The organism is Xanthomonas sp. WHRI 1810A (genome assembly GCF_040202885.1).
GTDB lineage: Bacteria > Pseudomonadota > Gammaproteobacteria > Pseudomonadales > Pseudomonadaceae > Aquipseudomonas.
The window spans coordinates 1-13725 of record NZ_JBEGED010000007.1 but is presented as its reverse complement, the minus strand read 5'-3'; the positions used below and the strand labels follow the sequence as shown (position 1 = coordinate 13725).

The following is a 13725-nucleotide window of genomic DNA, read 5'->3' as shown; positions in this document are numbered from 1 at the left end:
TATCACGCAATGCCCGGTGTCAGAACACGTTGATCGGGTAGTCGACGAAGATGCGCGTTTCATTACCTTCGGCGTTGTAGTTGCTAGCGTTGTTCGACACTTTCAGGATCGAATTGCGCAGGCGGATCGACAGGTCTTTGGCCGGGCCGGTCTGGACAACGTAGCTCAGCTGGCTGAACAGCTCGTGCTCATCGCCGTCGCCACGGTTGCTGCCGTCGTCGATGTTGTCACCGCGCACGTAAGCGATCTTGTAGCTCAGGCCAGGCGTGACCAGCTCAGACAGGTTTACGCCGTAACCCAGCTGCCAGGAGCGCTCGTCCTTGCCGTTGAAGTCGGACCAGTACGAGTTCGCCAGGAAGATGCTGTTGCCGCCGTCACCCACTCCGCCGTCGTTGCGGTAGCCGCCATAGTTGTAGCCGGTTTCGCCGGTACTGCGCTGGTGCGCGATGGTGAAGGCATGGATGCCCACGGACCAGGTCGCCGCCAGGCTCCAGATTTTGTTGTCACGGGCGTCGTTGACCGCGAAATCCTTGTCCAGCCGGGTTTTGTAGCCGTTGAAGTCCAGCGCCAGCGACTGCTCCGGCGACATGACAAACACGTAGTTCAGGTTCAGGTACTGTTTTTTCAGGACGTCTTCCACGTCAGAACCGTAGAACGCGGCGCTGAACGCTTCGTTGAATTTGTAGCTGCCGCCATAGACGTTGATGCTTTTGACGTCGCCGCTGTCGCGCCCCTGGGCGCTTTTGCGTGTCTGGGCGGTGAAGCGTCCGGCGACCAGTTCCAGCCCCTTGATCTCATTGGACGTGATCATGGTGCCGGTGTACGACTCGGGCAACAGGCGGGAGCTGTCGTGATTGAGTACAGGCAGCTCCGGCATCATGTCGCCGTATTTCAGCACGGTATTGGAGAGCCGCGCTTTGACCGCGCCGCCGAATCGCGAGAGGTCGTCGGCAGCGTCGCCAGTGCCGTTCTCACCCTTACGGAAAAAGTCGATACCGCCCGCGCCACTTTTGCCCTTGCCGCCGTCCAGTCGCGCGGCGTACAGGCCGAACGCGTCAACGCCGAATCCTACGGTGCCCTGGGTGAAGCCCGACGCGTAGTTGGCCATGAAGGCCTGGCCCCATTCGGCCTTGTCATCGCGGCCATCTTTGTAGTCGCGGCTGATATAGGCGTTGCGCAGGCGTAGCTTGAGGCTGCTGTCTTCCACGAATCCCTTGGCGTCCGCCTGGCCGTCGGCAAACGCCTGAGTCGCGGTGGATGCAGCCATGATGCTCAGGGTGAGCAGGCCAATACGTGATTTCATTTTGTCGTCCTTGTCAGGCGGATGGCTGATGCGCCGCAGCAAATACCCAGACAGGGCATTGCGTCTCTCGAGCGTAAAACCGCTTCGAAAGCCCGCACGAATCATCGCAGTGGACTACTGATGCACGTATGTGGCTATTGGCTACGGGGCAGTGAAGCCGCGCATGCTATCCGCCCCTGGACGGGGGTGTCAATTTGGGGGTTAACGATTGAACAGAACGCGCCCCGGCCAGAAGCTCGGGGTCAGTTGTAGAGTACGCCCAACAGCGCTTCAAGCTCGGCCTCGTCGAGCAGTCCTGCCGGATAGCGCCGGACCAGCATGGTGCGGTAGTCAGGCGCTTGCATTTTCGGAGCCCGGGTTATCCGTAACCAGTCCGCGACCATCTGCCGTGCTTCATTGCTCGCAGACAAACCTCGAGCTATTTGCGGCTCATAACCTGCGTTCATAGTGACGACCTCAATACGTTTTCGAACTGCGAAACCTACGCAGCTTTTGTGACAGACGAACGAATCGGACGGCCGTTAAGTCGCCCCGGATCGAATCTCGCTCTGCGCTACGGGAATCATGAGCAAAAAAAAGCCCATCGCTTGATGGGCTTGATGACAGCAAGAAGTGAACCAACTCAGCCGCGATGGGGTGCCGGCTGCTGTTGGGTCAGGCAGTGAATGTTGCCCCCGCCGAGCAGCAATTCCCGGCCGGGCACCATGACAACCTCGTGCTCAGGGAACAACTGCTGAAGCAGGTCATGAGCCACCTGATCGAGTGGATCGTCAAAACTGGGGGCAATGATGCCGCCGTTGACGATCAGGAAGTTCACGTAGGAACCGGCCAGACGCACCGAAGGGTTGCGCTCTTGGCTACCGTGCACCTGATCGACGCCTGCGCATTCTTCCTCGGTCGCAAACAACGGGCCCGGAATCGGCATCTTGTGCACGATAAATGGCCGGCCCTTGGCGTCCCGCGCGTTTTCCAGAACCCCCATCGCGGCCTGGCAACGCGGGTAATTCGGGTCCTGCGGGTCGTCCGTCCAGGCGAGCAGCACTTCACCGGGGCGTACGTAGCAGCAGAAGTTATCCACATGACCGTCGGTTTCGTCGTTGTACAAACCGTCCGGCAGCCAGATGATTGTCTCCACCGACAGGTGATCACGCAGCACCGCTTCAATTTCTTCGCGGGACAGGTGCGGATTGCGATTGCGGTTGAGCAGGCATTCTTCGGTGGTGATCAACGTGCCTTCGCCGTCCACATGAATCGAGCCGCCTTCCAGTACGAAGCCTGGCGTGACATAACGCGGGCAGCGCTCGATTTCCAGCACCTTGCCGCCCAACTGCTCATCGAGATTCCAGGGCGCGTACAAGCCGCCGTCGAAGCCGCCCCAGGCATTGAAGCCCCAATTGACGCCGCGCACTTCGCCGCTGTCGTTGATAACGAACGTCGGACCGCAATCGCGGACCCAGGCGTCGTTGCTGCTGATTTCCACGACCCGGATGTTGGGGACGTTCAAACGCGCACGGGCGTTGTCATATTGGCCTGCCGACACCGCAACGGTAACCGGCTCGAAACGCGCGATGGCTTTGGCCACGGCAACGTGGGCGGTCTGCACCGGCTTGCCGCCCAGACGCCAGTTGTCCGGGCGCTCAGGCCAGACCATCCAGGTCTGGGTCTGCGGCGCCCACTCGGCGGGCATGTAGAAACCATCGGCGCGCGGGGTGCTGTTGAGGGTCGTCATAGGTATCAGGACTCCGGGAAGACGGACATGGGCAGGGTCGTGCCATTAATGGGGACGCTTTATAGCGGATAAAAATCCGGGACGAAACACTTGTTGGAGCGAGGCTTGCCCGCGAAGAGGCCATTGATTTAGCAACTACCTGAGTGGATTAACCCATTCGCGGGCAAGCCTCGCTCCAACAATCTGTGTTTTCAGGCCTCCAGCTCACTCAACACCTTGGACACATGATCCACAAAGAAATCCACGCTGTGTCGGGTCGTGACCATGGGCGGTTTGATCTTGAGGATGTTCAGGTAGTCCCCCGTCGGCTGCATGAAGATGCCCAGATCCCGCAGACGATCACACAGGTAGGTGGTTTCTTCAGTGGCCGGTTCCAGCGTCTGGCGATCCCGAACCAGTTCGACGCCCAGATAAAAGCCAGAGCCGTGCACCGCGCCCACCAGCGGATGTTGATCGATCAACGCTTCCAGCCGCGTTTTGAAATATCCACCCACAACGCGGGCGTTGTCCCACAGTTGCTCCTCCTCCATCACGTCGAGCACCGCCAGGCCGATCCGGCAACTGACCGGACTGCCGCCTGAGGAGGAGAAGAAGTATCCCTCGGCCTCCAGCGCTTCAGCGATTTCCCGGCGGGTGATCACGGCGCCCAGCGGATGACCGTTGCCCATGCCTTTGGCCATGGTGATGATGTCCGGCACCACGCCTTGCTCCTCGAAGCCCCAGAAATACTCGCCCAGACGGCCATAACCCACCTGCACTTCATCGGCGATGCACACGCCGCCTTGCGCGCGAACCCGTTGATACACCTGTTTCAGGTAGCCCGGTGGCAACGAGATCCCGCCCGCATTACCGTACACCGGTTCGCAGATAAAGCCCGCCACTTGCCGCTGTTGCTCGGCCAGCGCGGCCAGGTGTGTCTCGACACTGCGAACATACTCCGGCGCGCTGTCCGGCCCACGAAACTCGCCGCGATAGGTGTTCGGCGCCGTGACCGGATGCACCCAATCGGGCCGCGTGCTCAGCGCTTGCGGGTTATCGGCAATCGATGTGGAGATCGCGTCGGTGGCCACCGACCAGCCGTGATACGCCTCCAGCACGCTCAGGACATCGCGCCCGCCGCTGTAGGCCCACGCCAGCCGGATCGCCAGATCGTTCGCCTCGGTACCGCTGTTGACCAGGAACACCCGGTTCATGCCGTCCGGCGCCAACGCGAGCAGGCGCTCGGAGAACTCAGCGATGGCGGCGTAATGAAAGCGCGAATTGGTGTTGAGCAACGACCATTGACGACCGGCCACTTGCGCCATGCGCGGGTGGCCATGGCCGAGCACGGCCACGTTGTTGAGCATGTCCAGATAGGACCGGCCGTGCATGTCGATCAGGTGATTGCGCCAGCCACGCTCGATGTGCGGCGGCGTGGCGTAATAGTGTTTTTGCGAACGGGCAAAACTGGCATCGCGTCGGGCCAGCAGTTGCGCCGAGTCATCCGGCGCAGGCGCATCGCAGTCGAACCCCAGCAGGCTTTTGGGCGACGGACACAACGCCTGCCACGCCGGCGCCCACGACGGGCTGACGAATAAAGGCGGGCTCAGTTGCGGCTCGCGACACAGCTGCACGACCAGCACACCTGCACTTTGCCCAATGACATCACCAGCCCGGACGGACGTACCCGACTCACCGTCAGCCGCCACGCCCCACAGCCGCAGCGTTACGCTGTTGCCCTCCAACAGCAACGCGGCATCTGCCGTGTGACGCACGACGCCAGCAAACGGCGCATGAACCGGGGTCGCGGCCGGCAACGCCAGCTCCACATGCAGCGCAAAGGTATCGGGCTCTGTGGCGCTGTCCGGCCGAGTGCGCGACAGCCGATATTCGCCATAACGGCTGAAGGCCAGGCCGGTTGTGCGCGCAGCACGTTGCAGCAAGCGCTCGTCGATACCGGCCGCTTCCCAGTTTCCGGCCACGAAATGCTCGCTGAGCACGCCCATATCAACCGCTGTGAATTCGCGCTCGCTCAGCGTCGGCAGCAAGGGCAGCCAGTCGCGGGCAGAGTCTGAAGATTCAAGCAGGCCGACCGCCTCTAAGATCGCCGCTTCCATCAAAGGCATCGGTACGGAGGTCGCGACGTCGAAGATATTCCACTCGCTGGCCAGATTCGCCTGAATGTAGGCGTTGTCCGGTTCGATGCTGGCCTGCTGCTCGCTGCTCAGCACCAACACTGCCGAACGGGCAACGATCAGCGGCCATAACGCCCGGAGCTCTTCACGTTCGAGTGGGTTGATGGCGTGATAGACCCGAATTGCGGGGAGCAGATAAAGCGGATCGCCTTCGGCGTGATGCAGCAGCGCAGCGCAGGTCACGGACAGGTCCGCGATTCGCCAGGTGCGGACCAGATCACCGAAGTCGATCAATCCCTGAAGCTGCCACTGGCGATGCTCATTCTTGGCCCACACCACGTTGTATTCAGTGATATCGAGATGAATCGCCTGCACAGGCAGCACGGCCATCAACGGCAGCAATCGAGCGTGAGCCTGCTCGGCCGCCTGGGCAATGCACGCGCGCTCTTCGGCGTCTTCAATGACGGGCAGCAGGTGTTTGATCAGGGCGCTGGCGTGACGAGGGTCCCACTGCAGGATGCGATCGAGGCCCGGGTGCACAAAGTCCGCAAGCGCCACATCGACTTCAGCGCACAGCTCGGCCAAGGCCACCACCACGTCACGGCTGAGATGGGCAACATGAGCGATTGACTGGCCGTCGATGAACGTCAGCAACCGGACATGAACCGTGCCGCCTTCCACATTCAGCGTCAGCAGGTCTTCCCCGCGGCTTGCGGGGATAACGGCCAGCACCTTGATCGTTGAATGCGCTGCCAGGTGACGCAGCGCCGCGTGCTGGGCGGCGAGCTCGTCAGTCGAGTAAGCGCCGTGGCAGATCTTGAGGACATAGCGGTGTCTGGCGCCAAAGGCCGCTTGCGCATCGACCAGGAAATTCCGGTCCTGATGGCTGCCCAATTCCCTGAGCGTGCCGGTCAGGCCGTAATGCGTGGCCAGCCACTGGGAGGCTTGCCCGACCGTGACGACCGGGCATGGCAGGCTGGACCGACGAATCAAAGTATCAAGCGGCATACGGAGTCTCTTTCGTGACGGGTCGATAGTCAGCGTAGCTGTTAGCAGGATGAAACACTTGCGGCGGTTTTATGACGCAAACGCCCGCCTCCAATCAATTAATTTCATGGCTTTAGGGCGTTTTGCGCCTTGCGCCCGTCATCTGCGACCCACAAGCTATGATTCATTACCTTTACGTCTACCCAGGGAAGAAGGCCGAACCATGCGAATTCTTGTCACGGGTGGTGCCGGGTTTATCGGCTCCGCACTGATCCGCCATCTCATCGACAACACGGACCACGAGGTCCTCAATTTCGACAAACTCACTTACGCAGGGAATCTGGAGTCGCTGCAAAGCATTGTCACTGACACCCGCTACGAGTTTGTGCAGGAAGATATCGTTGATCAGCATGCCGTCAGCAACGTGCTCGCGCGTTTCCAGCCACACGCCATCATGCACCTGGCGGCCGAATCCCACGTCGACCGCTCCATCGACGGCCCTTCCGAATTCATTCAGACCAACATCGTCGGCACCTACAGCCTGCTGGAAGCGACCCGCAGCTACTGGTCGGGGCTGCCTGAAGCCGAACGTGCGACGTTCCGCTTTCACCACATCTCCACGGACGAAGTGTACGGCGACCTGCACGGCGTCGACGACCTGTTCACCGAAACCACGCCCTACGCGCCCAGCTCGCCCTACTCGGCCAGCAAGGCGGCGTCCGACCATCTGGTTCGCGCGTGGCATCGCACCTATGGTCTACCGGTGGTGGTGACCAACTGCTCGAATAACTACGGGCCGTTTCACTTCCCCGAGAAGCTGATCCCGCTGGTGATCCTCAACGCCCTGGCCGGTAAAAAGCTGCCGGTCTATGGCAACGGCCTGCAGGTGCGCGACTGGCTGTTCGTCGAGGACCATGCCCGGGCGCTGCTCAAGGTGGTCACCGAAGGCGTGGTGGGCGAGACCTACAACATCGGCGGGCACAACGAGCAGAAGAACATCGACGTGGTACGCGGCATCTGCGCCCTGCTTGAAGAGCTGGCGCCGGAGCAACGCAAAGGCGTCGATAACTACGCCGACCTGATCACTTACGTGACGGATCGTCCCGGCCATGACATGCGTTACGCCATCGACGCCAGCAAGATCGAGCGCGAGTTGGGCTGGACGCCGGAAGAAACCTTCGAATCGGGGCTCCGCAAAACCGTGCAGTGGTACCTCAACAACCTTGAATGGTGCCGCCACGTACAAGACGGCAGTTATCAGGGTGAACGCCTGGGCACCTCATTAAAGGACTTGATCGCATGACCAAAGGAATCGTTCTGGCCGGCGGCTCGGGCACGCGCCTGCACCCCATCACCCTCGGCGTGTCCAAACAGCTGTTGCCGATCTACGACAAGCCCATGATCTACTACCCGATCTCGGTGCTGATGCTGGCGGGCATCAAGGAAATCCTGGTGATTTCCACGCCACTGGACCTGCCGCAATACCGCGCGCTGCTGGGCGACGGCAGCCAGTTCGGGGTCAATTTTCACTACGCCGAGCAACCCAAGCCAGACGGTTTGGCGCAGGCCTTCATCATCGGCGAAGAGTTTATCGGCAGCGACCCGGTGTGCCTGATCCTGGGCGACAACATCTTCCACGGTCAGCACTTCACTGATCAGCTCAAGCGGGCCGCCGATCATGCGACCGGCGCCACCGTATTCGGCTACTGGGTCAAAGACCCGGACCGCTTCGGCGTGGTGGATTTCGACGAGCATGGGCACGCCCTGTCCATCGAAGAAAAGCCCAAGGCCCCCAAGTCCAGCTACGCGGTGACCGGGCTGTATTTCTACGACAACGAAGTCGTGCAGATCGCCAAAAACGTCAAGCCATCGCCACGGGGCGAGCTGGAAATCACCGACGTCAATAACGCCTACCTGCAGCGTGGCGACTTGCGGGTGGAGCGCTTCGGACGCGGTTTCGCCTGGCTCGACACCGGCACCCACGACAGCCTGCTGGAAGCGTCGCAGTACGTGCAGACCATCGAGCACCGGCAAGGCCTGAAAGTGGCGTGTCTGGAAGAGATCGCCTATCAGAACGGCTGGATCGACAAAGCCCACCTGCTCAGCCGCGCCGATTACTTCGGCAAGACCGGCTACGGTCAGTACCTGTTCAAGGTGGCGGGAGAACAGCCGTGAACGTGACCGCGTGCGACATCCCTGATGTGCTCATCATCGAGCCCGACGTGTTCGGTGATGAGCGTGGTTTCTTCTACGAAAGCTTCAACGCCAGGGCCTTCGCCGAACAGACCGGTGTGACCGCGCAGTTCGTGCAGGACAACCACTCCCGTTCGCAAAAAGGCGTGCTGCGCGGCCTGCATTATCAGGTGGAGCACGCGCAGGGCAAGCTGGTCCGCGTCGCGCTGGGCGAGGTGCTGGATGTGGCCGTGGACATTCGCCGCAGCTCGCCCACCTTCGGGCAATGGGTGGGCATTCATCTGTCAGCGCAAAACGCACGCCAGCTGTGGATTCCGCCCGGGTTTGCCCACGGGTTCGTGGTGCTGAGCGAGCACGCTGAATTTCTCTACAAGACCACCGATTACTACACCCCGTCCGCCGAGCGTTGCATTCGCTGGGATGACGCCGACCTGGGCATCGATTGGGGCCTGAGCGACACCCCGAAATTGTCCGCCAAGGATCAGGACGGTAAGCGCTTCAAAGACGCGGACTTGTTTCCGTGAGCGCGCTGCGCATCCTGATCACCGGCCAGCACGGCCAGGTGTCGCAAGCGTTGCAGCACAGCTTGAAAGACACCGCTGAGTTGATCGTGGCAGGCCGTGATCGCATGGATCTGAGTCAGCCTGAATCCCTGCGCGCAACGGTCCGGGACATCAAGCCGGACCTGATCATCAACCCGGCGGCGCACACGGCAGTGGATCAGTCCGAAAGCGAGCCGGAGCTGGCGCTGGCCATTAACGGCATCTCCCCGGGCGTATTGGCTGAAGAAGCGGCTGCGTTGGGCATCCCGTTGATCCACTACTCCACTGACTACGTGTTTGACGGCAGCAAGGACACGCCGTGGATCGAGACCGATCCTACCCATCCGCTGGGCGTCTACGGCAGTAGCAAGCTGGCTGGTGAGCAGGCAATCGCCGCCGTTGGCGGGCAGTACCTGATCCTGCGCACAAGCTGGGTGTATTCGCTGACTGGTCGCAACTTTCTGCTGACCATGCAGCGCCTGCTGCAAGAGCGCGAAAAACTCACCATCGTGGCCGATCAGATTGGCGCACCGACCTGGGCCGGCACCATCGCCCACAGCACGCGGCAGTTGATCGAGCGCTGGCAAAGGGGGGAAGCCGATACGTGGGGTGTCTATCACCTGACCGCCAGCGGCGAGACCTCCTGGTTCGGCTTTGCCCAGGCGATTGGTCAGCACCTGATCGAGCAAGGCAAGCCCTGCGCAACGCTTGAACCGATCCTGTCCAGTGCGTATCCGACACCTGCGGCACGCCCGCTCAACTCGCGCCTGGATTGCAGTTTGCTGCAACGGGCGTGGGGCGTCAGCCAGCCGGACTGGCATGACGCATTGCTGGAGTGCTTAGCGCAGCAGCGGTAGGCATAATGCGCGGATCAGATGCCGCGTACCCCATAAGATTGCATCGGCTGAAATGGCCTCATGGCGAGCAAGCTCCCTCCCACTTAAATCGGCTGTCCTAGTGGGAGGGAGCTTGCTCGCGATGATGGCTTGGCAGGCGCCGAATATCTGGAATACAGCAGGCATCGCAGCGGAATCACCGGGCGATTTTATGATGACCACCTCCACCCTCCCACGCCGTCCCCGCTGGCGCAGCCTTGCATTGCTGGCGCTGCTTCTGGCGCCGCTGCTGTGGCCGCTGGAACACCTCGCCGAGCGTTATTACCGCAACCAGCTGCTGAGCCAGAATCGCCAGACCCTGGACCTCTACGTGGCCAACCTGCTTGGCACGCTGCACCGCTACGAAGTCATGCCGCAGATCCTCGGCGACATCCCCGCCCTGCGCGCCGCCCTGGCCAATCCGCAGGACCGCAACGCTCAAGACGCCGCCAACCACTTGCTGCAGACGACCGCGCAGCAGACCGGCGCCGAGGTCATGTACCTGATGGCCCCGAACGGCGACACCCTCGCCGCCTCCAACTGGGACAAGCGCGACAGTTTCGTGGGCCGCAATTTCGCCTTTCGACCGTACTTCAGCGACGCCATGGCCGGCCGCCTGGGTCGCTTCTTCGGCCTGGGCACCACCTCGGCCAAACGCGGTTATTTCTTCGGTGCTGCCGTGCGCGATGGCAATGACGTGCTCGGCGCGCTGGTGGTCAAGGTCGATCTGGACCACACCGAAACGCTGTGGGGCAAAACCCCGGAACAACTGGTGGTCACCGACCATAACGGCGTAGTGATCCTGACCTCCAACCCCAACTGGCGATTCCGCGCGACCCGGCCGCTGAGCGAACAGGAAAAAGAAGCGATCATCGCCAACCAGCCCTATCCGACGCGGGACCCTCGCCCCTTGCTGCTGGATGAGCAGAACTGGCTGACTCAGACTCAACACATCGGGGAAACTGGCTGGAGCGTGAACATTCTGGCGCCTCGGGTATTACTCTCTCGCCCGGTAAAAACAGTGGTCGCCATCGGCGGCGCGACATTGCTGGTGCTGATGCTGTTACTGGGCATCATGATGCAGCGCCGTCGCCACTATCTGGACCGCATCGCCTTCGAGGCCAAGGCCCGGCGCGAGCTGGAAATCCGCGTGATCGAACGCACCAGCGACCTGGAAGGCGCCAACGGCCGACTGCGTCAGGAAGTCCTCGAACGCGAGCACGCGCAGCAAGAGCTGTTCCGTGCTCAGGACGAACTGGTACAGGCCAGCAAGCTGTCGGCGCTGGGGACCATGTCGGCCAGCATCAGCCATGAACTCAATCAACCGCTGGCCGCGATCCGCAGTTACGCCGAGAACGCCGAAGTGCTGCTCGATCACGCGCGCACCGAGGACGCCCGGGGCAATCTCAAGCTGATCAGCGAATTGACCGGGCGCATGGCGTCGATCATCGCCCACCTGCGCGCCTTCGCCCGCCGGGACCGCCACGCGCCGGAGAGCGTTGCGCTGCAACCGGCGCTGGACGATGCCCTGGCGTTGCTGGCCAAGCGCCGTCGGGCCATGGAAGTCGAGCTGATCCGTGACCTGCCGGCCGCGACCTTGTGGGTGCAGGCCGGCGAAACGCGCTTGCGTCAGGTGCTGGGCAATCTGCTGGCGAACGCACTGGACGCCCTGACGGAAAAAGGCCCGCCGCGCAAACTGTGGATCAGCGCCGAGCGCAACGATGAGGGCATCAATCTGTACATCCGCGACAACGGCCCGGGCTTTTCAAACGAAGCACTGGAACGCGCCCGCGAACCGTTTTTCACCACCAAGACACGCACCCAGGGCCTTGGCCTGGGGCTGGCGATCTGCGATACGCTGATGCGCGCACTGGGCGGCGAGCTGTTGTTCGCCAATCACCCTGAAGGCGGCGCGCTGCTGACCTTGCACATGCGTGCCGGTGCTTCGGGCGTCAACCTACAACCGTCAGAGGATTTATCTGCATGAGCACGGACACCGCCCTCGACAGCCAGACTCAGGTGGTGCTGATCGACGACGACCCGCATCTGCGCCAGGCGTTGAGTCAGACGCTGGACCTGGCCGGGTTGAAAGTCCTGACCCTGAGCGACGCCCAGGGTTTGCCCGCGCGCATCGAGCGTGACTGGCCGGGGGTGATCGTCAGCGATATCCGGATGCCGGGGATCGACGGGCTGGAGCTGCTCAATCAACTGCACGCGCAGGACCCGGACTTGCCCGTGTTGCTGATCACCGGCCATGGCGATGTCCCGCTGGCGGTACAGGCCATGCGTGCCGGCGCGTATGACTTTCTCGAGAAACCGTTCGCCAGCGATGCACTGCTCGACAGCGTGCGTCGCGCCCTGGCTTTGCGCCGCCTGGTGCTGGATAACCGAAGCCTACGCCTGGCCTTGAGTGATCGCCAGCAACTGAGCAATCGACTGGTAGGATTTTCGGCGCCGATCCAGCGCCTGCGCGACCAGATCGGTGCGCTCGCCGCCACCAGGGCCGACGTCCTGATCCTGGGTGAAACCGGGGCTGGCAAAGAAGTCGTCGCGCGGGCGCTGCATGATTTATCCAATCGTCGAAACGGCCCCTTTGTCGCGATCAACGCCGGGGCATTGGCTGAATCTGTGGTGGAAAGCGAACTGTTCGGCCACGAGCCTGGCGCCTTTACCGGCGCGCAGAAACGCCGCATCGGCAAGTTCGAATTCGCCAACGGCGGGACGCTGTTCCTCGATGAAATCGAAAGCATGAGCATGGACGTGCAGGTCAAGCTGCTGCGCCTGCTGCAAGAGCGCGTGGTGGAACGGTTAGGCGGCAATCAGCAGATCGCGCTGGATATCCGGGTGATCGCCGCGACCAAGGAAGACCTGCGACACGCCGCCGATCAGGGCCGCTTTCGGGCTGACTTGTATTACCGGCTGAACGTGGCGCCGCTGCGCATTCCGCCACTACGCGAGCGCGGCGAGGACCCGTTGGTGCTGTTCCAGCACTTCGCCGATGCCGCCAGCTTGCGTCACGGTCTGCCGCGTCATGAATTGCAGCCGGGCCATCGCGGGCTGCTGCTGCGCCACAGTTGGCCGGGCAACGTGCGTGAGCTGCAAAATGCCGCCGAGCGTTTCGCCCTGGGGCTTGAGCTGGAGCTCGAAGGCAATGAGCGGCCCGATATGCCAAGCACCAGCGGCGGGCTCAGCGAACAGGTCGAAAGCTTCGAGCGTTCATTGATTGCGGCAGAATTGTCGCGACCCCACAGCTCGGTGCGCAGCCTGGCTGAAGCCCTCGGCCTGCCGCGCAAAACGCTGCACGACAAGCTGCGCAAGCATGGCCTGACCTTCAGCGGCGGGGGTCACGATGAAAGCGAATGATCCTGCCCACGGCGGCATCAGCGATGACGATGGTGCTCAGGCCAAAGCCCTCGAAGCGGTGCTGCATCGCGACATCCCGCTGACCCGGGACATGCAGGTGCAGGTCCTGAGCTGGCATGACCATCAACTGCGCCTGCATTTGCCGCTGGCACCCAACGTCAATCACAAGAGCACACTGTTCGGCGGCAGTCTGTATTGCGGCGCGGTGCTGGCGGGCTGGGGCTGGCTGCATCTGCGGCTAAAAGAAGCAGGCATTGAGGACGGTCACATCGTCATTCAGGAAGGGCAGATCAGCTACCCGTTGCCGGTGAAGACCGATGCCGTGGCCCTGTGCGATGCGCCAGATCAGGCGACATGGGATCGGTTTCTGAAGATGTACCAGCGACGAGGGCGGGCGCGGCTGACGCTGGACACCCGGATTGTGGCGCAGGACTCAGAGGAGTCGGCCGTTACCTTCACCGGCCAATTCGTCGTGCACCGATAACGATTCTTGCGGCGACAACCCGTGCAGGAGATCCCCCGTCGTCCAGACGCCGCGCTGCCGCGCAGCAAACTGGGTGGCCTACGGTGCTTTTGATTCTGGCCGCAGGCCGTGGGAGCTGGCTTGTCCTGCGATCTG

The 13725-nt window shown here is 62.0% G+C and carries 10 protein-coding genes; 7 read left to right on the top strand and 3 right to left on the bottom strand.

Going from position 1 to position 13725, the window contains the following annotated elements:
• Positions 1-19: 19 nt before the first annotated feature.
• From ABQX22_RS11955 to ABQX22_RS11945, 3 genes are all read right to left on the bottom strand, one after another.
• Positions 20-1303 carry an OprD family porin gene (locus ABQX22_RS11955; protein ID WP_349799696.1) on the bottom strand — a complete coding sequence of 428 codons (1284 nt, stop codon included), beginning with the start codon at positions 1301-1303 and terminating at the stop codon, positions 20-22.
• A 622-nt stretch (positions 1304-1925) separates the two neighbouring features.
• Positions 1926-3032 carry an agmatine deiminase gene (aguA, locus tag ABQX22_RS11950; RefSeq protein WP_349799694.1) on the bottom strand — a complete coding sequence of 369 codons (1107 nt, stop codon included), beginning with the start codon at positions 3030-3032 and terminating at the stop codon, positions 1926-1928.
• A 191-nt stretch (positions 3033-3223) separates the two neighbouring features.
• Entirely contained in the window at positions 3224-6154 is a 2931-nt protein-coding gene (locus tag ABQX22_RS11945; RefSeq protein WP_349799692.1) for an aminotransferase, read from the bottom strand.
• Positions 6155-6356: 202 nt separating this feature from the next.
• On the opposite strand from ABQX22_RS11945, the gene rfbB reads away from it, so the two are divergent.
• From rfbB to ABQX22_RS11910, 7 genes are all read left to right on the top strand, one after another.
• A complete protein-coding gene (gene rfbB / locus ABQX22_RS11940; protein WP_349799690.1) occupies positions 6357-7436 on the top strand; it encodes a dTDP-glucose 4,6-dehydratase in 1080 nt (359 codons plus the stop codon).
• Positions 7433-8308 (top strand): glucose-1-phosphate thymidylyltransferase RfbA, encoded by an 876-nt coding sequence (gene rfbA / locus ABQX22_RS11935; protein ID WP_349799688.1) that lies wholly within the window; start codon positions 7433-7435, stop codon positions 8306-8308. Before rfbB ends, rfbA begins: the two co-directional genes overlap by 4 nt.
• Positions 8305-8850, top strand: a complete 546-nt coding sequence (gene rfbC, locus ABQX22_RS11930; protein ID WP_349799686.1) for a dTDP-4-dehydrorhamnose 3,5-epimerase — start codon at positions 8305-8307, stop codon at positions 8848-8850. Before rfbA ends, rfbC begins: the two co-directional genes overlap by 4 nt.
• Positions 8847-9725 carry a dTDP-4-dehydrorhamnose reductase gene (rfbD, locus tag ABQX22_RS11925; protein ID WP_349799684.1) on the top strand — a complete coding sequence of 293 codons (879 nt, stop codon included), beginning with the start codon at positions 8847-8849 and terminating at the stop codon, positions 9723-9725. Before rfbC ends, rfbD begins: the two co-directional genes overlap by 4 nt.
• Positions 9726-9915: 190 nt before the next feature.
• The gene (locus ABQX22_RS11920; RefSeq protein WP_349799682.1) at positions 9916-11730 is read left to right on the top strand and encodes a sensor histidine kinase; all 1815 of its coding nucleotides are present in this window, start codon (positions 9916-9918) and stop codon (positions 11728-11730) included.
• Positions 11727-13106, top strand: a complete 1380-nt coding sequence (locus ABQX22_RS11915) for a sigma-54-dependent transcriptional regulator (RefSeq protein ID WP_349799680.1) — start codon at positions 11727-11729, stop codon at positions 13104-13106. The genes ABQX22_RS11920 and ABQX22_RS11915 overlap by 4 nt, the downstream gene beginning before the upstream one ends.
• Entirely contained in the window at positions 13093-13590 is a 498-nt protein-coding gene (locus tag ABQX22_RS11910; protein ID WP_349799678.1) for a YiiD C-terminal domain-containing protein, read from the top strand. The genes ABQX22_RS11915 and ABQX22_RS11910 overlap by 14 nt, the downstream gene beginning before the upstream one ends.
• The last annotated feature ends 135 nt before the right edge of the window (positions 13591-13725 follow it).